Annotated in this window: 18 protein-coding genes; 10 read left to right on the top strand and 8 right to left on the bottom strand. The window is 45.2% G+C overall.

Annotation, left to right across the window (positions count from 1 at the left end):
- Positions 1 to 7: 7 nt before the first annotated feature.
- Positions 8 to 2,455 carry a polysaccharide lyase 6 family protein gene (locus tag CLV98_RS10695; RefSeq protein ID WP_109674303.1) on the bottom strand — a complete coding sequence of 816 codons (2,448 nt, stop codon included), beginning with the start codon at positions 2,453 to 2,455 and terminating at the stop codon, positions 8 to 10.
- Between the two features lie 337 nt (positions 2,456 to 2,792).
- Between CLV98_RS10695 and CLV98_RS10690 the strand changes: the two genes are divergently transcribed.
- A complete protein-coding gene (locus tag CLV98_RS10690; protein ID WP_109674302.1) occupies positions 2,793 to 3,845 on the top strand; it encodes a LacI family DNA-binding transcriptional regulator in 1,053 nt (350 codons plus the stop codon).
- A 196-nt stretch (positions 3,846 to 4,041) separates the two neighbouring features.
- The gene (gene araA, locus CLV98_RS10685; RefSeq protein ID WP_109674301.1) at positions 4,042 to 5,535 is read left to right on the top strand and encodes an L-arabinose isomerase; all 1,494 of its coding nucleotides are present in this window, start codon (positions 4,042 to 4,044) and stop codon (positions 5,533 to 5,535) included.
- A 48-nt stretch (positions 5,536 to 5,583) separates the two neighbouring features.
- Here the strand turns inward: araA and CLV98_RS10680 are convergent, their stop codons facing one another.
- Positions 5,584 to 6,000 (bottom strand): DUF3995 domain-containing protein, encoded by a 417-nt coding sequence (locus tag CLV98_RS10680; RefSeq protein ID WP_109674300.1) that lies wholly within the window; start codon positions 5,998 to 6,000, stop codon positions 5,584 to 5,586.
- A 165-nt stretch (positions 6,001 to 6,165) separates the two neighbouring features.
- Between CLV98_RS10680 and CLV98_RS10675 the strand changes: the two genes are divergently transcribed.
- Positions 6,166 to 6,759, top strand: coding sequence for a hypothetical protein (locus CLV98_RS10675; protein ID WP_158281230.1), 594 nt, complete (start codon positions 6,166 to 6,168; stop codon positions 6,757 to 6,759).
- Between the two features lie 112 nt (positions 6,760 to 6,871).
- Here the strand turns inward: CLV98_RS10675 and CLV98_RS10670 are convergent, their stop codons facing one another.
- The 5 genes from CLV98_RS10670 to CLV98_RS10650 all read right to left on the bottom strand — a co-directional run bounded on the left by CLV98_RS10670 (position 6,872) and on the right by CLV98_RS10650 (position 12,753).
- Positions 6,872 to 7,810 carry a DUF4886 domain-containing protein gene (locus CLV98_RS10670; protein ID WP_109674299.1) on the bottom strand — a complete coding sequence of 313 codons (939 nt, stop codon included), beginning with the start codon at positions 7,808 to 7,810 and terminating at the stop codon, positions 6,872 to 6,874.
- A 129-nt stretch (positions 7,811 to 7,939) separates the two neighbouring features.
- Positions 7,940 to 8,902 carry a 23S rRNA (adenine(1618)-N(6))-methyltransferase RlmF gene (gene rlmF / locus CLV98_RS10665; RefSeq protein WP_109674298.1) on the bottom strand — a complete coding sequence of 321 codons (963 nt, stop codon included), beginning with the start codon at positions 8,900 to 8,902 and terminating at the stop codon, positions 7,940 to 7,942.
- Between the two features lie 350 nt (positions 8,903 to 9,252).
- The gene (locus CLV98_RS10660; RefSeq protein WP_109674297.1) at positions 9,253 to 11,046 is read right to left on the bottom strand and encodes an arylsulfatase; all 1,794 of its coding nucleotides are present in this window, start codon (positions 11,044 to 11,046) and stop codon (positions 9,253 to 9,255) included.
- Between the two features lie 36 nt (positions 11,047 to 11,082).
- Positions 11,083 to 12,066 carry a FecR family protein gene (locus tag CLV98_RS10655; RefSeq protein ID WP_109674296.1) on the bottom strand — a complete coding sequence of 328 codons (984 nt, stop codon included), beginning with the start codon at positions 12,064 to 12,066 and terminating at the stop codon, positions 11,083 to 11,085.
- Between the two features lie 27 nt (positions 12,067 to 12,093).
- Entirely contained in the window at positions 12,094 to 12,753 is a 660-nt protein-coding gene (locus CLV98_RS10650) for an RNA polymerase sigma-70 factor (protein WP_109674295.1), read from the bottom strand.
- 395 nt (positions 12,754 to 13,148) lie between these two features.
- Between CLV98_RS10650 and CLV98_RS10645 the strand changes: the two genes are divergently transcribed.
- The 7 genes from CLV98_RS10645 to CLV98_RS10610 all read left to right on the top strand — a co-directional run bounded on the left by CLV98_RS10645 (position 13,149) and on the right by CLV98_RS10610 (position 24,136).
- On the top strand, positions 13,149 to 14,846 hold the full coding sequence (locus CLV98_RS10645; protein WP_229203309.1) for a tetratricopeptide repeat protein: 1,698 nt from the start codon (positions 13,149 to 13,151) through the stop codon (positions 14,844 to 14,846).
- A gap of 253 nt (positions 14,847 to 15,099) precedes the next feature.
- Positions 15,100 to 17,859 (top strand): TonB-dependent receptor, encoded by a 2,760-nt coding sequence (locus CLV98_RS10640; protein ID WP_109674294.1) that lies wholly within the window; start codon positions 15,100 to 15,102, stop codon positions 17,857 to 17,859.
- Between the two features lie 29 nt (positions 17,860 to 17,888).
- Positions 17,889 to 19,151, top strand: coding sequence for a right-handed parallel beta-helix repeat-containing protein (locus tag CLV98_RS10635; RefSeq protein WP_109674293.1), 1,263 nt, complete (start codon positions 17,889 to 17,891; stop codon positions 19,149 to 19,151).
- A 78-nt stretch (positions 19,152 to 19,229) separates the two neighbouring features.
- The gene (locus tag CLV98_RS10630; protein WP_109674292.1) at positions 19,230 to 20,333 is read left to right on the top strand and encodes a phytase; all 1,104 of its coding nucleotides are present in this window, start codon (positions 19,230 to 19,232) and stop codon (positions 20,331 to 20,333) included.
- A gap of 93 nt (positions 20,334 to 20,426) precedes the next feature.
- Entirely contained in the window at positions 20,427 to 20,630 is a 204-nt protein-coding gene (locus tag CLV98_RS10625; protein ID WP_109674291.1) for a hypothetical protein, read from the top strand.
- Between the two features lie 287 nt (positions 20,631 to 20,917).
- A complete protein-coding gene (locus CLV98_RS10615) occupies positions 20,918 to 21,307 on the top strand; it encodes a hypothetical protein (RefSeq protein WP_146202258.1) in 390 nt (129 codons plus the stop codon).
- A gap of 312 nt (positions 21,308 to 21,619) precedes the next feature.
- Positions 21,620 to 24,136: a cation-translocating P-type ATPase gene (locus CLV98_RS10610; protein WP_109674288.1), complete on the top strand. Its 2,517-nt coding sequence runs from the start codon at positions 21,620 to 21,622 to the stop codon at positions 24,134 to 24,136.
- Positions 24,137 to 24,203: 67 nt separating this feature from the next.
- On the opposite strand, the gene CLV98_RS10605 is transcribed toward CLV98_RS10610, so the two are convergent.
- On the bottom strand, positions 24,204 to 26,696 hold the full coding sequence (locus tag CLV98_RS10605; RefSeq protein ID WP_109674287.1) for a M12 family metallo-peptidase: 2,493 nt from the start codon (positions 26,694 to 26,696) through the stop codon (positions 24,204 to 24,206).
- Between the last annotated feature and the right edge of the window lie 80 nt (positions 26,697 to 26,776).

The following is a 26,776-nucleotide window of genomic DNA, read 5'->3' as shown; positions in this document are numbered from 1 at the left end:
AAAATTCTCAGAAATTCTCTATTAACACCCCACCCGATATTACGCCGATGTCCTTGCCATCGGTGGCGCCTCCTATCAAAATGGAGGGCTGCTTCAGGCGATAGTCAAAGGCCTTAGGGTTTTCGAACTGCGCCGGCACCGAAGTGATATGATGCTGCGGAATCGGGTAAAAAGACTCGATACGGCCCGCTTCATAAAAATTGCAATTCGAAAGGGTATTGATCGCCCATCCATAATCTTCGTAGCGAATGGCCCGTCCAGCTCGTCCACTATTATTAAAAATACTATTGCGTATATCGGTACATTGTACCCCCATCACCTTAAGCACATGCCCCAGTTCTACATTCCCTACGGCATCGAAAGTACAATGGTCTACGGTTAAAAATGGGCCTAAGGTACTTTCATCGTTGCCTCCCCGATACAGATCCAAGGCACCCGTCAAAATATTTTTAAAGAGACAGTTCTCGATAATAACGTATTCGGCATTATAAATACCCTTATCATCCTTTTCAGAAGCCAAACTCAGCACATCGCCCGAAATATTATAGAACTGGCAGTTTTTGAATTGAACGGTGTCAGCATAAGTACCTTTTGTGGCCCTAAAAGCATTTTTTCGGCTATCTGCCAAGTTTGCAAAGGAACAATCTTCCACAAACAAATTGTAATGCTCGATCATAGGCCCGTCGCTGGTGCGTATAATGCAGTCGGCCACGCCGCTATCAGAAGTCCCATTAAAAGATATCCCTTGCATGTTCAAGTGCCCCTTGTTTTCGATAATAAAGAAGGCAAAATTTCCTCCTTCCCCTTCAAAACGAACTTCGGGCCGAGTCTTATAACCAACCTTTGAACGTAGGGTTAAGGATTTATTGACTTTGATACTTTTTGATAATCGGTAAGGACCATTATCTGTAAGCTCTATTATATCACCATCGGCTGCCTCACCAAAAGCGTGATTCAGACCATCGGCTGTGGTAGACAAAACGGGAATGATACGTGCCTGCTTAATAGCTACGGGTCTGTCTTTCTTAAACCAACCGGGACCGACCGAATTCAGGTTGAATGAGGCTGGCAGATCCTTTACAGTCCCAGCTCTCAGGACGCCAGGCAGATCAGCAGACTGACGTTTTTGACCTGTCAAGTCCGTTTCTACCTCTTTAAATGAATTAAATGACGCCAGTTTTTTGTCCGGAAATGGGAAAAGCAGCCCATCGGAATTCTTCACTAGCTTCATATTGCTCGCCTCTATTCCTTTGGCAATTGGCTTCCCCGCAGTTTGAAGGAGGTTACCACTAAAGACAATACCCTTGATATCGGTGTAAATATGGAATATTGAGTCCGCCTTAGGCGCATAAAAAACGTTATTGACAAACCTTACCCCCTCCGGATCGGCTATTCTTTCCAGGTCTTTACCCGCTCCAAGCTCTATATGATCGCAGTTGACAAAGGTGTTGTAGGCGATCGTTACATCTTTTACCTGGTGGTAGCGGTTTATTGGTGAATTGGGAACTGCATTCATAATGGTAAGTGCCGAACGGAACCTGTCCCCTTTTAGGTCTGCAAAATAATTATTCGTAATGGAATGGCCAGCATTGATCACCCGCACGCCACCGGTATGTGGCTTATTATTTCCTAAGAAGTAATTGCCCTCTATCCGATTTCTATTCCCATGGCGTAACACCAGCCCCCCTTCGCACTCCACGAATCGATTGCCCCTCACCACATTATCGCAGGACTTAATGGATACAATTTCTACTTCGCCGTTACAACGGTAAAAGTAATTATCTTCCAATATGGTACGCGAAGAAGTCAACGAATAGGTAGAAACACCAATACGGATCGTCTCCCCACCATTAGACCCCAACCTGGGTCTGGGTCCAAAGAAATTATGATCGATCCGATGGTAATTATTCTGATTTCTCTCATCATTGAGGTTTACCGCCATGGTAACCCCACCGTTTTTCTTTCCTGCTATATAATTATGATCGAACCGGTTGTGTTGGCCATATAACTGAATCCAGGTATCCTCGTCGAACCGATCGGGCTTGTTATACTCCTCAATCACACAAGCGGTTACTCTGCTATTGAAAGCTAGTTTATTAGCGTTTTCTCTAAACTCAATAACACTTCCTTTGGAGGCATAGCCATTGCGGAAATATAATCCCGAAACCACCAGGTAATTGCCCGACAGGCGGAGGGTCGAATTTCCCTCCATAAAAACCTGACCCATTTTCTCGGCCATTAATACGATGGGCTGGGTGGCTGTGCCCGTTGCGCTCAATACAAGGGCGGCATTGGACCATACTCCTGCTGTCATCAACAAGGTGTCGCCTGGCTGTAAGGACTTGGCTGCCTTATTATAGGAGTCTATATCGGTTACACGAATCGACTTGGTGAAGCCAACACCGGACTTCATCAGCAGCAAAACAATAAATACAGTAGTAGCTAGACCTTTCATATATAGTAAAAGTACAATTTTTCTAAAACTTTTCCCTCACTCCTCTATCCTTTGTATAACTTAAAGCTAGTAGGCAAACATGACTTTTCCCAATATTTATTTGTTTTATTTCCATCAAATCAAGGGAAATTCTACCGAGAACGTTTCCGGCAACGTTCTCGGTAATGAATTTTTTTTCTAAAAAAAATATTATTTTAATAACAACTTATCTCTAAAAGATCATACCTTGCCTAAAGGAGCAATTTGACAGTATCGTCAAGTGGCCTAACTTTCGTGACTACTCTTAGAATAATACTTAAAATTGTGATATTTGTATCAAGAATAAAATCCATTCAATATGAACCGATCAGGATACCGCCCCGACAAACCGGCCACGATTAAGGACGTGGCCCGAGCCTTAAATATTTCCATCTCTACGGTATCGAGGGCATTGCGGAATATGCCCGACGTGAATCAGGACACCCGACAGGCGGTCTTGAGGAAGGTGGAGGAACTCGACTACCAGCCCAATCAGATAGCACTTAGTCTGATCACTCAAAAAACCCATACAATAGGCGTTATCATTCCTAACTTGGACTATTTTTTCTCTATGGCGGTGAGAGGGATAGACGATATGGCCTTAGAAACAGGCTATACCGTGATGATCTGCCAGTCCAATGAATCCTTTACCCGTGAGATGGTCAATACACAAAGACTCATGAAGGGGCATGTAGATGGGCTTATTGTCTCTAACGCGAGCGACTCCATCAATACTGAACAATACGAAAGGCTATTGGCTAAGAATTTCCCTATTGTATTTTTTGATCGTGCGAATGCGCAACTCAATGCTACCAAGGTTATTCTCGACAATATATCGGGTGCCAGCCAGGCGGTAACCCATCTGATAGAGCAAGGCTGCCGCCGGATTGCCTATCTGGCCGGGCCGGCCAACCTTTCCATTAGCCAACAGCGAATGATTGGCTACAAGGACACCCTGCAAAAATTTGGTTTGACCATTGACGAGTCTTTAATTGTCTACAGCGAGTTTGATAGAGATTTTGCTTATCGGTCCACTTTAGCTTTATTGGAACGCCCTGACCGACCCGACGCGATCTTTGCTGTGAGCGACAGATTGATCGTAGGGGCATTATTAGCCATAAAAGAAAAAGGAATAAAAATACCTGAAGACATTGCGTTGGTCGGCTTTAACGATGAGCCAGTGGTTAGCTTACTCAGCCCGCCTATTTCCAGCGTAGCCCAATCGGCATTTGATATGGGTCGGTTGGCTGCCAAATTACTCGTCGATCAGCTTAATAGTGATCATGTTCTACCCCCACAAACCATTATGTTGAAACCGACCCTTAAGAAACGAGCTTCCTCTATCAGGCGTTTCGACCCGCCTATAGGTTGAAACTAATAACCAGATATCCACATTTGTAAAGCCGTATCCTATTGAAAATTTAGAGGAGATTTTAAGTATAACCCAACGGTTTTAGACTTTGGAGTCCCTAATACTGAATAAGCCAACACCCAAGGTCTCAGTACCGATTCTTTGGGAAGGCCATTCTGTAACTATCCTCACCACTCTAATCCAAACGGCAGCTTATATGTCTATCGATCTAAATACTTATGAGATCTGGTTTATAACCGGCAGTCAGGACCTATATGGCGAATCGACCCTAAAAGAGGTGGATCGGCATGCACAGATCATCGCTCAGCACCTGCACGAACACCCTCAAATGCCCGTTAAGGTGGTGTACAAACCTGTGGTAACAAACCCTGAACAGATCGTATCGATATGTAAACAAGCCAATGCCACGCCAAAATGTATCGGGCTGGTCGCTTGGATGCACACTTTTTCCCCAGCAAAAATGTGGATTGCCGGGCTAACCGCCCTCCAACTCCCCTTGCTACACCTGCACACCCAGTACAATAGAGATATTCCATTTGGGCAGATCGACATGGACTTTATGAACCTGAATCAGTCGGCTCATGGAGACCGAGAATTTGGATTTATGCTCTCTCGTATGCGTCGCAATAGGAAGGTAGTGGTAGGGCATTGGCAAAGTGACTCGGTGGTGGAGCGGATCGATGTTTGGGCTAGGGCAGCAATAGGACGCCATCGGATGCAAACCATGAAAATCGTACGGTTCGGCGACAATATGCGCCATGTGGCCGTTACGGAGGGGGATAAAGTAGCGGCAGAAATTAAATTTGGCTTCAGTGTCAACACGCATGGTGTTGGCGATTTGGTACGTGTGATACGGGACATCAGTGATGAGGCGGTACAGCGTTTGCTACAGGAATACGAATCAAGCTACCAGCTTATGGATAGCCTAAAAAACAAGGGAGCTATGCGTAGTTCCTTAGTAGAAGCCGCAAGAATCGAACTTGGACTGAAAACCTTTCTGGAAGATGGAGGCTACTCCGCCTATACCAATACTTTCGAAGACCTGCATGGGATGTGCCAACTTCCAGGTATTGGTTCACAGCGCATGATGGCCGCTGGCTATGGCTACGGTGGCGAGGGTGATTGGAAAACGGCCGCCATGGTCCATTTGGGCAAGGTCATGTCCAGTGGCAAGACCGGCGGCAACTCTTTTATGGAAGATTATACCTATCATTTCGACCCTGCCAACCCCATGGTGCTGGGTTCACATATGTTAGAAATATGCCCGAGCATAGCTACAGGAACCGTCAGCTGTGAAGTACACCCACTAGCCATTGGGGGTAAGGATGATCCGGTTAGGCTGGTATTCAATGGATCCCCCGGCCCCGCCCTCAACGCCTCCTTGGTCGATATGGGCAACCGTTTCCGATTGATCGTTAACGAAGTAGAGGCGCTGCCTGTGACCGTACCATTCCCCCACCTGCCCACGGCTAGGGCCCTTTGGAAACCACAGCCGAGTATGGAAGTAGGGCTTCAGGCCTGGCTATTGGCGGGCGGCGCACACCACACGCTCTACAGCCAAAACCTGACTACCGAATATTTTATAGACCTTTCGGAAATGCTGGACCTGGAACTAGTAACGATAGACCAAAAAACGGAAATAGAATCGTTTAAGGATAGACTAAGGATCAATGAGCTTATTTATCGCTAGGCCGTGTTTGCAAGCTCTACTTTTCAGGACATTCCTGAAGGTTGCGAGCTAGCCCCATTGGATCCATAACCCTACCACCGCAATCCCTAAACAAAGCGGGGAGAATAACCGAGTATCTAATCTTCCAAAGTCAGTATGCTTTACTTTTTTAAATAATCCGACATATTTAAAATCGCCAATGGCCCTCATGAGAAATACCCATGGGATAATCCATCCTACATTGCGGGAAACCCAGGTAGGGAGTCCTAGTACGGAAAGTCCACCTTCTAACCAATAAAATATCCCAAAGGATATCAAAGCCGTACCGACTAGGGCACTATCTATCTTTTTGGGATTTAATACTCTTTCTCCCGTTTCTGTTGTAGGCAAAGAGGCAGCATAGCCGAAGGTCCCACCGAACACCCAATGGAAATGAATGGCGCCTAAAAGGAAGAAAACGATACTAAGAAGTATACTTAAAATCAAAACGATAGCGTGTAGGTATTGACCAAAGTTACAAAGATGACATGGCATGCACATCTAAAATAACCTCATATACGAATCATTCAATATTTTAACCAAAATAACATATAATTATAGTAGTTCAGGCATCCCCCAGGCTTTATTGCTAAAATCATTCCTTGCTCCTATATGCTCAAATACTTACTACCAAGCCTAGCACTTGTCTGCAGCCTGACTGCCCATGCTCAAAAAGGCATCCTGATAGAGGCAGAAAGCTTCCAAAGTCAAACTAAAGCCGAACAACGCAAGTGGACATTGGTCCAAAATGACGACCTCAATCCTAGTGGCGGGGCCTACCTCAAATGCCTCCCCGACACGCGAGTGACCCATGACGATAAACTGATAGTCGGTGAAAACTTCTCCAACCAAGCCGGCGCCTTAGCTGTATTGACCTATCAGGTCAACATCGATGAACCCGGGCGGTATTACGTGTGGGTGAGCGCCTACTCCCAAGGTACCGAAGACAACGGGATCCATGTGGGTATAAACGGTCAGTGGCCCGCGTCGGGCCAAAGAATGCAATGGTGCGAGGGGAAGAACCAATGGACCTGGGAGAGCAAGCAACGGACCGAAAAGGTCCATTGTGGAGAGCCTTTTCTCATATATCTGGACATAGAAAAGGCCGGCAAACATACCATCCATTTTTCTATGCGTGAAGATGGCTTCGCTTTCGATCGATTCCTTTTGACTAAAGACAAGGACTATAACCCTGGCAATATTTAATATTTACCCTGAGACAATCAAGCCCCATCAAGCTAGCCGTATCCTAGCTTGATGGGGCTGAGTATTGCCTAACGGTACACTTAAATAACAGGCCTTGAGTAGCCATTCAGCACTACTTGGTAACTTTTCTCGCCGCCTTTTTCAGCTTTCCTGCGAAGGATTCACTGACGGAGTCGGGACGAAATTTCAACTTAGAAGGCGATTCATCAAACAGTACTGCATACCATACCAGGCCACCAAGATAACATCCAGCTTCATTGGCATGATTGGCATCCAAGGCTAGCTTTTTGTCCTTGTCGTACCGATAGCCCGAATGTAGCGAGTTGGTTTGATCGGGAAGGGAAGGATATTGTGCCTCTGAAAAGTTAAAGGTAGGATCGGGCTTATAAGCCGTTTTGGGATCGGAATTCACCTTCCAAAAAGCATCCCCAACCGGGAACAGCTCCACCCCCAACTCATTAGCTACCGTATGATACGATGCCCTCGATTTTTGCCACATCTCTAGGGCATTCTGTGCATGCTGTTTATCGGCTATTTGTGTGAATTTTTTGGCATCGGTACGGTAAGGCCAGGTCTGCTGCATAACGACCCGGGCATTGGGCTGTATCGATTTGATCAGTTCATACAGGTTTTTTGCATAGGGGCGATAGGTGCTAACATCCCCGGTGTTCATGGAGTTTTGTTGAATGGTAACCACATCCCATGTTCCTTCAGAAAGCAGCTCCCGGAGCGACTTGCCTCCATAGGCTTTTCCTTTCGGATCTTGCGGATCTTTTTCGGCGGCCGCGGCTATCTCCCAATGACGTTGCAAGGAGCACCCACCGAGTTCGGCACGACCAATTTTCAAAGGGTGGCCTCCTTCGGCAGCGAGTTGGGGAAGATAACGGGTAGCATTTTGAGAAAAACTATTTCCAATCAAGAATAAACGAAGTGTATCGGTGTTACTTTTACCCCACGGGCTTCCAAAACTTGATGCCGACAGAAATAAGCCGAGTATTGTAATGAGGAAAATTAACTTTCCTGGTTGTTTTTGATAGAGTTTTGAATTCATTGGACAAAATTAAAGACTGAATACTGATAGCTTAATCAAGAACCTAACTGCATAAATCTACTTATTTTAACTTATCAGCATGACCGACCCTATGGGCTAATGGGGGATATTGGGCCATCGAAGCTACCACTAGATCGACCATCTCGACTTACGCCACTCAGTCTGCTCCTCCTTGGTTAAAAACGTCCAAGCTACTAACCGAGTCGATTTATTGCCCGTACCCATGGGAATGGTCTCGACCTGTACGGCTCCATATTTATCTAAGTTGCTATAAATACCCTTCAAATTGGATTGTTTGGACACCAAAGTCGAAAACCAAAAACAATTTTTGGAATACTTAGCACTTTCACGAATCATATTATGTACAAACTTGTACTCCCCACCTTCGTATATCAGTTCGTTACTTACCCCTGCAAAGTTCAGCTGGGGAGTGCTCACTTGCTTGTTGGTAAGGTTCTTTAGTTTTCTTTTGGTTCCTTTGGTAGCCTCTTCAGCGCTGGCATGAAAAGGAGGGTTGCAAATAGAGATATCAAATTTTTCTTCTTTACCAATAACCCTAAAGAAAACATCTGTTTTGTCGGTTTGGAGCCTGCATTCGATTTTACCTTGTAGGGAGGCATTGGCTTCAACAATTCGCTGTGCTGAATCGATAGATTTCGGATCAATTTCGGATCCTATAAAATGCCAGTCATACTCCGTAACCCCAATAATGGGATAAATACAGTTGGCCCCTACCCCAACATCGAGGCAGGTGAAGTTTTGTCCGACCGGAATTCTACCAAAATTGTGAACGGCCAGCAAATCGGCCATATGATGGATATAATCGGCTCTTCCTGGTATAGGAGGGCATAAATTCTCTTCCGGAAAATCCCAATAAGTCAGACCATAATAATGGTAAAGAATAGCTCTATTCAATAGTTTTACGGCCAAGGGACTAAAAAAGTCCACTGAATCCTGTCCATATTTGTTAGGAGCAATATGATTTTTCAATTCGGGAACACAAGCCAATAATGCTTCTAAATCATACCTTTCTTTGTTTTTGTTGCGGGGGTGTAATCGGGCTTTTTCTTGCTGGCTTTTATTGGCGGACATGCGGCTATTGCTGAAGTAAATGATCGGTAAAAAATCTTTCTTTTGAAGAATACAAAGTGTAGACAAAAGTAAAGCTAATAAAAAGGAACGGCACTTAAACCAATCGCCCGTGGCAAAATTAGGAATTGGCTATAGCCTGATGGCGGGAAGCTCCCTCTCTCCTAGGCGATTGCAAGGATATCTACCCCTTATAAATCTCCCCTCCTTTCCTTGTTTTCATCGACTCTATGCCCGCTATGCTATAGAGAGGGCTATAAATAGCCGTAGCCAGGCCCCCAGGAATCGTAAAGACGACAAACCCTGAAAAACCCAGCTACATGACCCCATTGGAGGAGACGCTATATCTTCCTTTATAAACGCTCTATGTATACATAAAAGGCAGAATAAACCTCTTCATTTTGGTCGATCATATAAGAGTACATATCAAAATCACCCTTCGGGAGATCAACCTCAAAGCGGGCAAATTGCTGCTGATCATCCACCTTTTTCTCTAGTTCTCTATCACCTATTTTGATCTTCATCTTCTGAATGGCCAGGGCCTTTCCAGGTTTGTAAGGACTTCCGCCTGGCACGGCTTGGCCGGCGGGAGCCACGGCATTCACCGCCAGCGAACTCTCCTTAGGATATCTACGAAGCTCTATTCTGTAACGACCAGCCTCATGACTTTCCAGTGCCCAAAAGCCGTTTCCACCCTTTGCCGCACGTACCATATTCTGGTTCCATGCGGGGTACGGCTCATCCCCTACGTGGAGGTCATGAGCCGTAAGTGCGGTTACTTTTTCGTAGGGTGAGCCCACAATTACCCGACTAAACTTTTCGGCCCGTACAGATACCCGTTTCCACCATTGCTCATAGGCTTCTTTTAACTCAGCAACCTTATCGGGAAACTGGTCGAAGAGATTGTTACTCTGTCCCGGATCTTCCTTAATTTTATAAAGCTCCTTGCCATTTACAAACCTCCAGTCCTTGGTCATCACTGAATACTGCTTGTATTTCACTAAGAACTCCTCGCGTTGCACGTCGGAGACCATCACACGGTCGGGCCAGTTGGCTACCTGCCCCTTCAGCAAGGGCACCAGACTTTTACCATCGATATTCAATCCTGAAGGCAGTGGGACCTTAGAAAGCTCAAGCAGGGTGGGTAGCACATCGGTATAGGAGGTAAGTTCGGTAATGCTACGTCCCTGAGCCAGGCCTCCCTTGGGCCAATGCATATAAAAAGGTACCCTATGGCCCCCGTCGTAAGGAGAGCCCTTCGTTCCGCGCATCTGGGCATTAAAGCCAGATACCACCTCCTGGTTTTTACCAAACTTTACCCCTGCAGCGGTGCCGTTGTCGGTCATAAATATAAAAATGGTGTTGTCATATAATCCTTCCTTCTTAAGCTTATCGATGAGCTTACCAACCTGCTCATCGATATTGGTAATCATCCCATAAAAATTGGGATTGGGGATCTCCGGATTATTACGGTATGGCTTACTATACGCATCGGCCACATGATATGGACCGTGTGGTGAATTGGTAGGTATATAGCAAAAGAATGGCTTCGTTTTATTGTCCATTATAAACTTACTGGCTTCGCCAAACCAGATATCGTTACAATAGCCTTCAAATTTTTTGGGGGTACCATTATGGAAATAGACGTCATCGAAATAGTCGTTATTCCAATAATCGGGAGCCTGGGTAACGCCCCCTCCTCCGTGGATCAGCACCTCATCGAACCCACGATCTTGAGGTCGATAGGGATAATTATCACCCAGATGCCACTTTCCAAAAATACCCGTTTTATACCCAGCCTGTTGTAAGAGCTGAGGGAGGGTCGTTTCTTCTTTGGCTAACAGCTGTCGCCCCAATATGGTATGCCACACACCCACGGTATTACAATATTTACCCGTAAGCAACCCCGACCTAGAAGGGGCACAAGTGGTAGCCACATGAAAATCGGTGAACCGTATGCTATTTTCGTATAGTTTATCTAGATTAGGCGTTTTAATATTTTTGTTGCCATGGGCCGCTATGTCACCATACCCCTGGTCGTCGGTGAGCACCATGACAATATTGGGCTGCTGCGCCTTGACCAGCACATTTGTTAGCAGCAGAACGATAAGTAATGGATAGGCAATCTTCCAAGTGTTTAGACGCATGTTAAATAAAATTAGTTAATACTCCTGAATACTATATTATTCCTTAAAGATGATTTTCTTTTCGTCTCTGACAACCTCTACTTCCAACAATTCAGACATCGTTTGCAATAGTTCGTCGAGATTATTGGCCATAAATGAGCCCATCAACCTTCTATTGCCGAGTGACTCGTTATATATTTCAACTTGTACCCCATAGGTATCTTCCAACATTTTCCCTACTTCCGTCAAACTTAAATGATCAAAAACGAAACGTTTCTGGTCCCAGATAGATTGGTTTGAGCTTTCAATCGATTTGACGGGAGGCTGGTCCCCCTTAAACATCACCAGCTCACCGGGAGCCATCAACATTTCTTTATGAGTATTGTCGACCTGATAATCCACCCTTACCTTCCCCTTCTTAAGGGCTACCGTTGCCATTTTTTCCCTAACCTCTACCGAAAACTCGGTTCCTAATACTACTACTTCAAAGTCCCGTTCCGTCTTTACCACAAAAGGATGATCTTCGGGGGTATGTTCCACTGCAAACCTTGCTTCGCCAGCTAACTGCACCTCCCTTAGTCCTCCTTGGAAGCCCCAGCGCGGGAATTGCACTGACGAACGTTCTAAAAGTGTAACATGGCTGCCATCGGGGAGTACAAACGACTTCTGCTCCCCCGCTTCGGTCGTATAGCTCTGATAGCGAATTTGATGCTGCAATAAAAGTATAGCTACCGACGCCACTAGCAACACAGAGGCTACCCACTTCCCATAGATCGGCCAATTGGAGCCGGGCACCACCGTTGATTCCTCCACGGCTTTATCTCCACCAACAGGGTTCTGTCGGATAAAGTCTTGATAGATCATCAAATCTTTGTCTGTATTAGGCGTATAGATGGCCTGCTGCATTTCCCATTCCTCCAACCACCGGTAGTAACACTCCTGATTCTCTTTCGACTTTAACCATAGGTCTATTTCCCTTCTTTGGAAAGCTGTAACCTTATTGGCAAATTGTTGGAAGATTATATCCTTTGTAATGATCATATCCTAAATTCAAACGAAAAGCCAGACTTATAACCCCAAATTGAATACCCATAGCAGACAAACCCAGTAGTCGGCCATGCCCTTTCTTATCATCCCCAGTCCCTTGCTAATATGCGATTCAATGGTTTTGGTAGACAATCCCAGTTCTAGCGCAATTTCTTTGTACCGCTTCCCTTCGAACCTGTTCATTAAGAATATTTTACGACACTGAGGAGGAAGTTGGTCTACAAGCTCCTGAACCCGATTATAAGTCTCTTCATATTGGGTAATTTCGTCGGGCTGGACCACTTTCATCAAATCTTGATAAGAGGTAAAATCCATATGGCTTTGTTGGGTAAACTCGGTCCTTAACTGCGTGTAAGCTTCGTTTCTAACACTTCTAAACAAGTAATATCGAAAGGAAGAATTTACCGAAAGATACGAACCATTTTTCCAAAACTTACAAAAGACATCACTGACAATATCCTCGGCTTTTTCCTTCGAAAATACAAAGCGTAATGCATGGTTGCATAAGGGTTTATGATATTTTCTGAAAAGATATTCACAGCCCACCTCTGGACTTACCTCGAAAGCCTTTCTAATTAAGGTCTCATCATCCAAAACGATAGCAGGAATATCTTCCTGCTCCACCTCAATGGAAGTATAAACAGAACGATGCATAGTGGAAAATGAATTCGTGATGGCCATAACACTTGGTAAGAAGTCAGAATGTTTGGTATATCTGTAAGTTAACAAGACTCAAAACCGCAAAAATACCCTGAGCTTATTGTCATTATTTTTGATTTTAATTGTAATTAATCGATCATAAAAGCTAAAGTGAGAAATTCCGGGCCATTACAACGGTCGGTTATCAGCATAAATTTCATTTTTAAAAAGTATGTTTCCAGTTCAAAAAGCCGACCGCAGACTGCTAGTAAAACAAATCCATGTAAAATTAAAACATTTACAAGAACCCCAGACTCCTCAGGTAGTATTGGCCAGGGTACCGATCGAGTGCAATTTTTAATTTGGAGGGAAGAACGGTGATTTTTGTATTTTTGAGTTACTTTAAGTCTTCTATATTAGCTTAAAATATGCCCTTTTTGTACAAAATCATAGACCAAAGCGAACTGGTAAGTTCTCCGATGAAACCAACAAAATTAGCCCTTATAATTTGCCGGGTCCTATGGTTGGTACTACTGGCAGGCATCACGCCGGTTAAGGCTCAAATAGAATCTCCAGACAAATCCCCAAAGATCAGCGAAAACATGGCCGCCTCCTTTGGAAACGCCGACTCCCTCCTGCGAGGTCTTAAGCTGGCATATAACCAGGCCGTACAACAAAATGACCCGCTTGAAAGTGCGGGCTATTTAAAAAAAATGGGCAAGCTGCTCTTTGAAACGGGTCATTATCCTCAGGCTCTAGACAACCTGTTGCGTGCCGACGAGATATACCGAAAAAAAGGAAACACAGATCTACTAGCGACCAACCTAAACCTGATGGGGCAAGTCTACTACCGTAGCCGACAGAGTAGCCTAGCCCGAAAGATGTTTGATGAAGCCCTCACCAAATTCACCCAGGTACAGAACTTGACCGGCGTCGCCGAAATATATGGCCGTCTAGGGCATTTGTATGAAAAAGAACAGGCCTATGACAGCGCCTTTATTTTCCAGCATAAAGCCCTGGCAAGCTATCAAAAGGTAGGACAATACGAAGGGGTAGCCAAAATATATGAAAACTTAGGAAGCATTTTCGAAGACTTGGAAACCTATGATTCGGCCTTTTACTATTTTAACAAAGCCTACCATTTGAACGAAAAAAAAGGACATATGAAGGCGCAAATAGAGGTACTTAATAACCTGGGAGACATCCTGCGAAAGACGGGCAAATACCGGCAAAGTCTAGAGTTTAGCCGAAAAGCCCTAAAACTAGCCATCGATAAAAAAGAACATTATCAGATCTCAGGAGCCTATAACGACCTTGGGAAAGCTTATAATTTGTTAAATCAAAACGATAGCGCCTATTATTATGTAGCGCTAAGCCGGTCGTATGAAAACCAGATCTATTCGGAAGAGAGTAATATGCAAATCGCCATGCTAAAAACGCTTTACGATATTGGTCAAAAAGATGTGATGATCGAAAAGCTCACCCAGCAACAAACGGTCCAGAATCTGATTATGATGACGGTGGGCGTGGTGATCCTATTGCTCTTGATCGTTGCCGGTTTGGTAATCAGTCGGCAGCGGTTAAAAATAAAGAATGAACAGATTCTTCATGAACAGAAAAACAGTGTTTTACAGGCAAAAAACGAACTAATAGAAGCTGAGTTAAAAAATAAAACGCTGGAGGAGTCCAATTTAAAACAACAGCTTGAAACAAAATCGGTAGAACTTAGCAGCTATACCTTACATGTGATTCGAAAGAATCAGATATTAGCCGACATCCTTAGTAAGCTCAATGAACTGGTGAAGGAAGACCGGCGCGATCAAAAAAAGCAAATGAAAGCCTTGGCTGGCCAAATATCGGATAGCCTCCAAGATGAGCGGCATTGGGAAGAATTCCGATCTATTTTTGAGCAAGTACACCAATCATTTTTCGACAAACTAAAGGAACAGTCCGATTCCTTAACGTCCAACGACCTGCGGTTAATCGCCCTGATCAAAATGAATATGACCTCAGGGGACATGGCCATCCTCTTGGGCATCTCCCAAGATAGCCTAAGGGTAGTTCGACATCCGTTACGTAAAAAACTAAATCTTCAGCAAGGCGAAAACTTATCCAACTTTATCCAATCGATTTAAAAGGCATAACACTGGATTAATACAATCTTAACATAAGGATAATGGAGCCTGATAAATTCACAATGCACTGTCAGTAAGTAAATTAACCACTATAAAACCATTTTGTTGCCTTCTTGTAACGCAAAAAACAACCCTGTTGCCTTTTTGTTAACGGACAGAATTTGCCTTTCGATTTCCGTCCGCCCACCTTCGTTCTACAGTCGGCTCAAGCCCCAATTTTGAGCAAAACCAATCGAACACGTAAACGAAGGACATGACGCATAAACTACTTTTACTAGTCTTATTTTCCACTTTGGTCACCAGCACGCTACAGGCCACACAGATCAAAGGAGTACTCCTAGAGGCCGGGACTGGTGAACCCGCCATCGGAGTGGCTATCATGATAGAAGGTACGGAGTACAACGACGTATCGGGACTTGATGGTAGCTTTAGTATCGAGGGATTACCCATAGGAACCTATCACCTGATAACCCGGCATATTTCCTATAAGCCCCTGCAGCATAGCCTTCATATTTCGGGAGGTGGAGTGGTAGCCCTCCAACTGGAGCTGGAGCCCGCCGAGGGATTGGCCCTTGACGAACTGGCGGTAGTAGGCAAGCGAGACGGCTCAACAGACAACTTTGCGCGGTCCATAGAAAAAAACGCAAATCAGGTGATGAACATTATCTCTGGTAAGGCCATCCGCGTTTCTCCAGACTTGACGGTCGCCAATGTCATTCAGCGCATGTCGGGGGTATCCATAGAGCGCAATAGCAATGGAGACGGCCAACACGCCATCTTAAGAGGCATGGACAAGCGGTATAATTATACCTTGGTCAACGGGGTAAAGATCCCCAGCCCCGACAACAAGTACCGCTACGTACCACTGGACATCTTCCCTTCCGACCTACTGGAGCGTTTAGAGGTCTTTAAGGCCTTAACCCCATCCATGGAAGGAGATGCAGTAGGGGGTGCCATCAACATGGTGATGAAGGATGCCCCCAACAGCCGATTAGCCTCTGTTAACCTTTCTACGGGCTATAGTGAACTCTTCATGGATCGTAAATTCATGACTTACGACTATAAAAATATTCAGAGCAAATCGCCATACGAAATTAACGGCACCCAATACAATGCAGTTCCCAACGATTTTTCGAAGGCATCTGTCCAATATAAGAACCACAACCCTCTACCCAACTTACTGGGGAGTATTTCCATCGGCAATCGCTACCTTCAAAATAAGCTGGGTGTTCTGCTGGCAGGAAGTTACCAAAATACCTATAGAGGAAGTAATAGTGTGTTTTTTAATTCGGAAGCCGTTGATACCCTACGTGGAGAAACCCTGACGAAACTCAATGAACGTCAATATTCCGAACAGCAGATACGCTATGGTATACACTCCAAATTAGACTTCCGACTATCCCCCCAGCATAAGTTGCAGTTCTATAATGCTTTTATGAATCTGACGAACGTGCAGGTACGCGACACCAAAATCACCCAGCTCACCATTGGTGGATACGACCCCGTGCAAGGAAATGCCACGCTGGGCTATTCGACCAAGTCGAGGTTTACAAAACAACAGATTTATAACAGTACCCTTCAAGGGAGCCATGATTGGCACAACCACCTTCATCTGCAATGGTCGGCGGTATATTCCAAAGCTACAAATACTACCCCAGACCTAGCCTTTATACCTCTAGCTGGAGTAGAAAAGAACTTCGTTTCCAGTAGGACGACCGTCGACGACGCCTATCGCCGTTGGGAACATAATTCCGATCGAGACTTTGCGGCTTACCTCAACGTTCACTATCGCCTCATGATCCGCAAAATGAACTGGACCTGGTCGGCGGGCGGACTGTACCGTGATAAGGCGAGAAACAATTTTTATAATAACTATCAACTTCGGCCCAGCGATTTATTTGCTCAGTATGGGACAGACTTCACCGAGTATACACAAATAGACTGGAAAGTACAAAATCCTCGTGGTGCAGTGGCAACGGCTCTTACTTACGACGCTTCTGAGAAAATATCGGCGGGGTACTTGCAGTTCCAGGGAGAAACGAAGCGCTGGGAGGTAGTGGGCGGCATGCGGGTAGAGGCTACCAACCAAGGCTATTCCATGCGCTTCCCTATAGGCGAGGGAAGGCCTACAGGCACTCAGATCTATACCGATTTGCTCCCCAGCCTCCATCTAAAATATAAACCCGACGACCACACCAACCTAAGGGCCTCCTACTTCAGATCCCTGAACCGACCCGGTTTTTTTGAAATTGTACCCTACCGAATCGTTAACGAGGACTATCAGGAACGAGGGACTCCGGACCTTAAACATGCCATCGCCGATAACTTCGATCTGCGGTACGAGCTCTTTCAAAAGGCCGCTGAGCAGTTTATGGTAGGGCTTTTTTATAAACATATCACCAATCCGATAGAATATACTTTACAGCGGGATGCTATTCGAGGGCAGGATATATTTTATGCCCCAGGAAACTTTGGCAATGCCAATAATTACGGAATTGAAATAGACTATATCAAGTATTTCAAACGCTTTGGAATTAAAGCAAATTACACCTTTACCCATTCCAAAATTACCACCCCAAAGTCCAAGCGTATCAGGAACGAAAACGGGGACTTAGAAACCGTCAGCATCATGCAATCGCGCCCCCTTTATGGGCAAGCGGGTCATGTGGCCAACCTGGCCCTGTTACTCAATAACCCTCAAAAAGGCATCAATGCACAGATAGCCGGGTCTTATACCGGCGACAGGATCAATACCGTCTCACAATTTTTAGACAACGATTTATGGCAAAAAGGATTTATTCAAATGGATGCCTCATTTGAAAAGAACTTCCCCAATGGTTTTGGGGTCTTTGCCAAGGCCAACAACCTCCTCAATACGCCTATGGAAGTGTATATGAATAATACCAGTGAGGTCAACGATAGGGTGCCCTATCAGAAACATGCAGGAAAAACCCTCATCCGAAAAGATTACTATCAAAGAAGCTATTTGTTAGGCATACGATTTAAACTCTAAAGATTACAAATCAACCAATTTACAAGACAATGAAAATCAATCAATTGCTAGCCTCTACGGCCCTCCTTATTTCTATGCTCTCCAGTTGTTCCAAAGACGACTCCCCCGCCCCTTCACCATCGGAGCCGGAGGTAAACGAATCGGTATCTGGGGAGGTGTCGGGCATATGGACCAAAGGAAAAACCTATAAAATTACGGGCCATATTCAAATTCCTGTAGGCAAATCCCTTACTATTGAAGAAGGGGTAACGGTACTGTTTAGCGATTCGGTAGTAAAGCCCGAGTTGGTAGTACATGGCAACCTCTATAGCATGGGAACCAAAGAAGCACCGATACTATTTACCGTTCCCGATGCTTGGAAAACAACCAATACCTTTGGGAATTTGTGGGGAGGCCTCATTGCCGGTCCCGAATCGGCTGAGATTCTAATCGACCATACCATATTGGAATATGGAGGAGCGGTTACTGCCGAAGAGTCTCCTTCCGTGAAGGCAGGGCTCTACAAAGCCGAAGCCGGCGAACACGTTCCTGTATTATACTACCCCAATGTAGCTGGTAAACTAGTCGTACAAAATAGCATCATACGACACTTTAACGAAGATGGATTCTATATTGAAGGGGGTAAGGTCATTGTGTCCAACAACTACTTTTATACGACTGGTTTTTCTGGTGGCGAGGCCATCAACATCAAGTCGGGAGTACAGGCTGACGTGGCCTTTAATGTGGTGTATAGCCCCAATACCAATGCTATAAAACTATCGAATTCGGGAGACCGCACACCACAAGCTTACGTAGTAGCCTATAACAACACCATTCTTAACGCCGGCTGGAGACGGCCTACCATTAAAGGAGGGTCTATTTGGTTAGAAAAGGGAGTTCGTGCCGACGTCTATAATAATTTGCTGGCCAACGATAGGTTTGGGATCAAAAGAGACGCCGGAAATGCAGAGGATGCCAGGTCCATCATTTCAAATACCCTCTATTACGGCTTCGATCAAACTACGACCGACCAGTTTCAGCCTAGCGAAGAGATTGTGAAGGGTATCAATGATATTATTTCTACAAAAGCGGGTGAAAACGATCCTAAATTCGTAAACTATCCCTTGTCGACGTCTACCCTCAATACGACCTTCGACCCGGCTTGGGATTTCCATTTGCAAGCGGGATCCCCAGCCCTAGGAAAGGGTAAGACCGATTTTAACCGTCAATATTCCGAAGGCATTACCCTAAATGGTAAGTCCTACTCATCCCCGGCTCCTGCCAATTATATTGGAGCCCTCGGAACCAAATAGTCCTTATTTATTCATTCATCAAAAGGGAAGGCCCGTCAAGAGAATTGACGGGGCTTTCCTTTTAGCATATCCATTACCATGCTGTATAATATTAAAACAACTTTTGTCGGTCTGGCTGGTTGGTCATACCTGCTCTTTTCATGCGGCTCAGATAAGCCGACGGAAACAGCCTCAAGCCAACAGGATACCCTGTCGATCGTGGAGCCATTGTACATCAGTGACCCTGTCGACTTCGATACCGACGATCCAGCCATCTGGGTCAACCCCGCCGACCCCAGCCAAAGCCTGATCATAGGCACCGACAAAGACCAAAATGGTGGACTTTACGTATTCGATTTAAAAGGAAAAATAATCCCTGAAAAAACAATAAAAGGCCTTAAACGACCCGACAATGTAGACATAGCCTATGGTATGCCGTTACAAGGGGTACCGACCGATATTGCCGTAACCACGGAACGTTTTACCCATAAATTGAGAATATATTCCTTGCCCGACATGAAGCCCGTTGACAACGGCGGTTTAGAGATGTTTGAAGGCCAAACGGGCAAATACGAAAGAGATTTGATGGGAATAAGCCTCTATAAGAAACCTACTGGCGAGCTATATGCCATCGTTGGCCGTAAGTTTGGCCCTACCGATGGCTCCTACCTATGGCAATACCTTTTGGAAGACGATGGCAAGGGAATGGTTAAGGCCACCTTAGTTAGAAAATTTGGCAAGTTTAGTGGTATCAAAGAGATTGAGGCCATAGCAGTCGACAACCAATTGGGTTATATATACTACTCCGACGAGGGAGTGGGTGTACGGAAATACTATGCCGACCCGCTCCAAGGCGACCAAGAGCTGGCACTTTTTGCTCAAACAGGCTTTGCCGAAGATCACGAAGGCATTTCCATATACAACCGCTCCGACTCCACGGGGTATATTTTGGTTTCGGACCAAGGAGCGAATCGTTTTCAGATTTTTAGCCGCGAAGGGGTAAGCGGCGACCCCCATCAGCACAAATTACTTAAAATGGTTAAGGTGAGGGCCACTCATAGCGACGGCTCCGATATGGTATCCGTTCCCCTTAACCCCGACTTCAAACATGGCTTATTTGTGGTAATGAGCGACGACAAGACTTTCCACCTCTACCGCTGGGAGGATATTGCAGGGAAAGAGCTCCAATCCATCACGAATTAGCCAGTTCCTATCCCAGGCTCTTAGCTCGCGTCAATAATCGAATAATATAGTGGAAAGCTGTGTGACACTTTTCTCAAAATTAAAAATCATCAAATGGTCTCCTTGTATAAATCCCTCCTTCGGGCCTCAGCGCTTTTACTGATAGCCGCCTCCCACACCTTCGCTCAAGTATATGTCGTGGGGGTCGATATCAATCAAAAAAAAGATTTAAAAGTCATTGAAATGTTAGCCCTTGAGGACACCGTGGTGTCGCCATTGATTAAGGTTGCCATTGATTATGGGCAGAAAAGAATTTGAAGGAAAAATAACCGATAGCGCTGGGAAACCCCAGTTATTCGCTTCACTGGTCGAGGCCATCAACCTACTGGAAAACAATGGATGGGAAATGTTTGACCACTCCATTACCCTAAAAGGAAGAGGGTTTTTATACAGGTATTATTTCCGAAAAAAAGAATCGTAAAAGAAACCAGCAAACCCAGATTAATGGTGCTAAGAAATGGTCAGAGTAGAATAACCTTCCATTATGCCTTATGGTGAGCGCGGATAGAAATTCCGAGTTAATCATTAACATTAATCATTATTCAATGAAAGTAAAACTGTTGGCCTTTGCCCTTCTGGCCTCTTTGAGCTGCAAGGCTCAAAAATTTTTCGTTGCACCTACTGAAAAAGGTTTCGAAAGCAAAATTATTGACAAAATGAAGTACAAGGGGTACCAACTGGTAGACCAAAAGCAAGACGCCGACTACCTTATCGAATGCCTCGTCGATGGCCAGTACAAGGCTGTCAAATTTGGGAGTATGTTTAAGGGCTTCGTCAAGATTTCTGATCGTAAAACCGGCCAGGAATTGGCCAGAACGAAGGAGGTTGGCAAATCTCCTTCCGTCTATAATGGTTTTCAGGCCGGCCCCAAAATTATGGCCGTAATCGCCGAAAAGTACCTCATAAAGACCATCGATTCCGCTATCACCAAATAGCCAAATTAAAGTCCCCCCTCCTCCAACTCTTTTCGTATAAGGCATTAGGTAACGAGGGGGGGGGAAGACCACAACCGTACAGGACCATTTCACAAATTGACCTATGGCACCTGTACGGTTCTTGAAATAACCCCAATCTCAAATACACGATCCTCCGAATCCGCCATAACGATACTGGAGCCAAATCCAGTCAGTCGGGTTGCAACATCATCTGGTTCATTGAGATACCCATTTCCAATTTTGTTAGGAATAGCTTAACTTTAAGGAACATCGTCAGCAGATTAGCATCTGGAACCCCATCTACGCACCCCTATGTCCGATACCACCACAGAGCTATTGAGAGGGCTCAACGACCAGCAGGTATTACAGTCTCGCCATAAACACGGGGAAAATAAGTTAGAAGATCGTAGCCAGAATGGCTTGGCAGAGGCGATCCTAGGCCTTGCCAAAGAGCCCATGTTACTCCTTTTGGTTGCGGCTGCTACCCTTTATTTTCTAACGGGTGCTTGGGGAGAAGGCCTGTTTATGTTAGGTGCCATAGTAGTCCTTTCCACTATTTCAATTTATCAGGATCGCAAGACACAAAATGCGCTCCACCAATTAAAAAATCTTACGCAAGGGCAGTCGAGGGTCATTCGCAACGGGCAGGCTATCCGTATCTTATTGGAAGAAGTGGTAATAGGTGACACGCTAATACTGGAAGAAGGAGACCGGATCCCGGCCGATGGCTCCATAGTAGAGGCCCACGATTTTTCGGTCAACGAATCGATCCTCACGGGCGAATCTATGGCGATCGTAAAAAACCAAGAAGCTGAGCCCGTTTTTCAGGGTACACTCGTTAGCAGTGGACGCGCGCTTATCGAAGTTACGGCCATAAGAAACAATACAAAACTCGGAAAGATTGGGGTAAGCCTGGACCTGATACGGCAAACCGCTACCCCACTCCAGATTCAGATCACCGATTTCGTCAAGAAAATGGCTATTGTGGGAGGCATAGTCTTCTTAATCGTCTGGGGTATCAACTTTTTACTTTCAGGACAAATCTTAGATAGTTTATTAAAGGCCCTGGCTCTTGCAATGAGCATATTACCAGAGGAAATCCCAGTGGCTTTCACCACATTTATGGCCTTAGGTGCCTGGCGTCTGGCGCAGCATGGTGTCATCGTCAAAAGAACGCAAACCATAGAAACCCTTGGCAGTGCCACCATTATCTGTACGGACAAGACGGGCACTATCACCGAAAACCGAATGGAACTGGTAAAGCTATATACGCTAGGAGGTGATCATTTACAAAGTCCTAAAAGCCCATTGGACGAAGAGGGGCACACCCTGCTCTCCATGGCGATGTGGTCCAGTGAGCCGACTCCCTTCGACCCCATGGAAAAGGCCTTGCATGAAGCGTATCAGAAAAGCATACCGGTCGATCTTAGGCCCCATTACAAATTGGTACACGAGTACCCCCTCGAAGGTAAGCCTCCCATGATGACCCATGTATATGAAAGCACATCGGGCGATCGCATCATAGCAGCCAAGGGGGCACCTGAAGCCATTGTGCGGGTTAGTAAGCTGACCGCAGACGAGAAAAGGCGCATCCAGGATAAGCTCCAGGAACTCGCCGGCCAGGGATATCGGATATTAGCCGTAGGCCAGAGCCTTTTTCTCAAAAGTACTTTCCCTGACAAACAACAGGATCTTTCTTTTCAATTTCTGGGATTGGTAGCCTTTTACGATCCTCCTAAGGCGAATATTAGATCGGTATTCGAATCCTTTTATAAAGCGGGCATACAGGTAAAAATCATCACTGGCGACAATGCCACAACCACACAAAATATCGCTAGAAATGTTGGATTTAAAGGAGTTGAGTCCGTACTACTTGGAGAAGATTTATTAAAAATGGATGAGGCTACCTTGAGGCAAAAAGTCATGGATACTCAAATTTTTGCTCGGATGTTCCCAGAAGCAAAACTAAAGGTGATCGAAGCGCTTAAAGCCAATGGCCAGATCGTCGCCATGACCGGCGATGGAGTCAATGATGGTCCTGCCCTAAAGGCCGCTCATATTGGAATCGCCATGGGAAGGAAAGGCACTGAAATAGCGAAACAAGCCGCATCGCTAATATTGGTAGAGGACAATCTAGCCAAAATGGTGGATGCTGTGGCCATGGGCCGAAAAATATACCTGAGCCTCAAAAATGCCATCCGATATATCATCTCCATTCATATTCCTATCATCCTGACGGTCTTTATCCCCTTGGCCCTGGGTTGGATATATCCGAGCATTTTCAGACCAGTTCATATTATTTTCTTCGAGCTTATCATGGGCCCTACCTGCTCCATTATCTATGAAAATGAGCCTATGGAAAAGGGTCTTATGGCCCAAAAACCAAGACCTTTCACCTCTACCTTTTTTAGTCTAAAGGAATTGTCGGGAAGCTTTTTACAAGGGATAGGCATCACTTTGGGACTGCTACTTTTGTATCAATATGCGGTAGGACAATCCTATAATGAAAACTTAACCAGATCCATGGTTTTTTTAGGACTTATTTCGGCCAATATATTTCTGACGCTCGTTAACCGCTCCTTTACCTATTCGCTATGGCAAACCCTGCATTACAAAAACAACCTGATGCCAGTGATTATAGGAGTTACCATTCTGATCACCGCTTTGATCTTTGGCATTCCAGCTGTCACTCATTTTTTTAGCCTTGAAGCCGTAACCATACGGCAACTGATGATTAGCTGTGGAATTGGGTTTGTTTTTACGACTTGGTACGAAGGGGTTAAATATTATGTTCGAAAACGCAAGCAAACTCCATCCATAGGGAGTTAAAAAGAGTAAAGCCTGTCCGTTCAATTGAAGTTGAACTTACAGGCTTACTACCATCCATCATACTTAATTATTTTAGGATTTTCTCCACAATTATAGGCTCTCCTGGACTTTCCACCGTAAAGAAATAGATGCCATTGGGCATATCTGAAACGTCCTGCTTCAACTGGTTGCTCCCATCATGTATATAGGCCGACCAGGTCTTGATCCGGATACCGAGAATATTGGTTATCGAAAACTGCACCTCCCTTTCCTTGTCAGAAACCAGCCCATAGGTCATTTCAGGCCCGTTGAGTAAGGTCTGACAATGGGTTAATGCGAAGGTAGGTTGAGCATCCAAATTCTTAAGGTATATCATCCTGCTAAAACGGCTGGTACCATCCATTTCTTCCATTTTTAAGCGGTAATAGTACCCCCCTACTTTTTGGGAAACGACGTCGTCAGTAAAATCATAATAACCTGCTGTTGTGCCATAATTCTGAGAAGGAACGAAGGTAACCGCCTTAAAGGCTACGCCATCTAGGCTCCTTTCCACATGATATCCCAGCATCTGACTTTCATTATTTGTTTGCCATTTAAGCCGATTCCGGTTGTTTTCATAGGAGCCATTAAAGGCGATAAGATCCACTGGAAGAGCAGTTTGGTCGGCAAACATGACGGCATAATCTTCTACCTGGCCGTCCACAGGGTTAACGCAGGGATCGGAGGTTGGTGAACCAAAAATGGTTGAAATGACGCGCATACGCAAAAGCGTATTGAAGGTTGGGGTAGCGGTAGTAGTAAACCGCATATAAGAATAAGAACTGGAAGTGGCATAGCTCACCGGACCACCTGCAAAGGCAGCCCCACCCGAGCTAACGACCAATTCGGAGCCAGAAAAGACCCCATCGCCATTATAGTCTATAAAAACCCTAACATGTTCATATACTATATCGGCCTCTACAGCAGAATAGTTCCCGACGGTCATGCCAACATCATAGGTAGTACCAGGCTCTAAATAGGTGATTTTGGAGCAAGAAAAATCCATATATCTGGCGTTATCAGCAACGGCATTGCCAGAGGAATGACTAATGGTATTTAACCCAAAATACCTAATCCCACCCTTTCCTGGGGCTCCCGTGGGTGTCGGGCAGGAGGCGGTATTGATGGCAGGGTCGCCAATGATGATAGAATTGGGTTTTGACAAGTTAACGACCCCATCTACCAATAAATTCACATCGTACGTCCCAGCCGTGGCATAACTTACGGCCGGTTGGGCCAAGGTAGAGGTTGTTGGGCTGCCCGCCTCAAAAGTCCAGTTTCTAGAGGAACTATTCGAAGATTTGTCTTTAAACGTGATGGAACCACCCGGACAACCAGCCACCGGATTCACAATATAATCGGCGGATACCGGTAACGTACAGCCCACCAGACAGGCACCCGCAGTGTTAATTTCTGCACTGATGCTCATTTTTGAAGCGGCCGACCATTCAGTGGTATAGTTAACCGTAGGGGCCATAATATAAGGAGAACCCGCCGTATCATGCATTGAACCCAGGTTATGCCCCATTTCATGGGCGGCTAGGACCTGCAATCCCACCATATTACTAGTATAATCTTGAAGAATTTGATACATGCCACGGCAAAGGGTACCCACATAGGCATAACCTACTGTCGTCCCATCAAAATCGCGATTGGTCCATAAAGCAGCCATATCAAAAGCAGTACCAAAGCCAGTGGTTTGTCCCCAGTTGGCAAAGCGAGGAAGAACCACGTTAGGATCGGTCGAAGTACTCGTTGGAAGTAAAGGATCCGTCGAATTTAGCTCACTAAGGTATTGTGCCACAATACTGATTTCCAGATTATCGACGAATTCGTGTCTAAATAATACCCTCAGCGACTGAACAATGGAAATATTTCGATTGGCCACCGTCGCAGCATCCCCATATTTGGCCACCATTGACGAATCCGAAGCGATAGCTAGTTTGATGGTTTTACAACCGTCGGCCAACTTTCTTTCGCCATCTGGCGAACCCACCTCTTTGGCCTTTTTCTTGATATCATCAACAGCACAGCTGTATTCACCGTCTTCGATTACATCGTCCTGGGCATATACCAGCATGAGCTGATGGTCCGTCTCCCCATTTACATTTTGAGCCTGCTCAACGACCCAGTTTTTACCCGACTTGGTAATTCCGGCCATTAAAAATCCATCTCCTATCGTGAGCGCCATCGAGGACTTTCCATCCGCGCTATGACCCGTGAAAGTCTTTACCCGTGCTATAGACGTTCTCGTGCCATTTAGCCCAGCAACTACCTCCTTGTAGTCTTTAGCTAGCAATTGATTTTCCGTAAAATAATACAGACCTCCTATTTCATGGGGCAGCTCCAACCTTAGGGTATCATATTGCTGCACGGATCGATAGGCCTCCTGCAGGTCTACCTTAACGAATTGATGTCTTTTAAACTTAGTATCGAGTGAAACGCCGTTAGTCGATATGGCGGGTTTAAAAATAATACGGTGCTGTCCATATCCGATGGTACTGAGCAGACAGACAATAATTAGAGGATAGAAATTTTTCATATAAATCGTTTATTGAGGGTGATGAGGTATAAAACAATCTTACTCTAATAGCGCATAATCAACGTGTAAGCATTTGGCCA

This window comes from Dyadobacter jejuensis, assembly GCF_003149085.1.
Lineage (GTDB): Bacteria > Bacteroidota > Bacteroidia > Cytophagales > Spirosomataceae > Dyadobacter > Dyadobacter jejuensis.
The sequence above is the reverse complement of the archived record's forward strand: the minus strand, read 5'-3'. Positions and strand labels throughout refer to the sequence as shown.

Bases quoted from the DNA above. Each gene is read 5' to 3' on its own strand.
- CLV98_RS10695 (WP_109674303.1), bottom strand. From the start codon at position 2,455: ATGAAAGGTCTAGCTACTACTGTATTTATTGTTTTGCTGCTGATGAAG.
- CLV98_RS10690 (WP_109674302.1), top strand. From the start codon at position 2,793: ATGAACCGATCAGGATACCGCCCCGACAAACCGGCCACGATTAAGGAC.
- araA (WP_109674301.1), top strand. From the start codon at position 4,042: ATGTCTATCGATCTAAATACTTATGAGATCTGGTTTATAACCGGCAGT.
- CLV98_RS10675 (WP_158281230.1), top strand. From the start codon at position 6,166: ATGCTCAAATACTTACTACCAAGCCTAGCACTTGTCTGCAGCCTGACT.
- CLV98_RS10670 (WP_109674299.1), bottom strand. From the start codon at position 7,810: ATGAATTCAAAACTCTATCAAAAACAACCAGGAAAGTTAATTTTCCTC.
- rlmF (WP_109674298.1), bottom strand. From the start codon at position 8,902: ATGTCCGCCAATAAAAGCCAGCAAGAAAAAGCCCGATTACACCCCCGC.
- CLV98_RS10660 (WP_109674297.1), bottom strand. From the start codon at position 11,046: ATGCGTCTAAACACTTGGAAGATTGCCTATCCATTACTTATCGTTCTG.
- CLV98_RS10655 (WP_109674296.1), bottom strand. From the start codon at position 12,066: ATGATCATTACAAAGGATATAATCTTCCAACAATTTGCCAATAAGGTT.
- CLV98_RS10650 (WP_109674295.1), bottom strand. From the start codon at position 12,753: ATGGCCATCACGAATTCATTTTCCACTATGCATCGTTCTGTTTATACT.
- CLV98_RS10640 (WP_109674294.1), top strand. From the start codon at position 15,100: ATGACGCATAAACTACTTTTACTAGTCTTATTTTCCACTTTGGTCACC.
- CLV98_RS10635 (WP_109674293.1), top strand. From the start codon at position 17,889: ATGAAAATCAATCAATTGCTAGCCTCTACGGCCCTCCTTATTTCTATG.
- CLV98_RS10630 (WP_109674292.1), top strand. From the start codon at position 19,230: ATGCTGTATAATATTAAAACAACTTTTGTCGGTCTGGCTGGTTGGTCA.
- CLV98_RS10625 (WP_109674291.1), top strand. From the start codon at position 20,427: ATGGTCTCCTTGTATAAATCCCTCCTTCGGGCCTCAGCGCTTTTACTG.
- CLV98_RS10615 (WP_146202258.1), top strand. From the start codon at position 20,918: ATGAAAGTAAAACTGTTGGCCTTTGCCCTTCTGGCCTCTTTGAGCTGC.
- CLV98_RS10610 (WP_109674288.1), top strand. From the start codon at position 21,620: ATGTCCGATACCACCACAGAGCTATTGAGAGGGCTCAACGACCAGCAG.
- CLV98_RS10605 (WP_109674287.1), bottom strand. From the start codon at position 26,696: ATGAAAAATTTCTATCCTCTAATTATTGTCTGTCTGCTCAGTACCATC.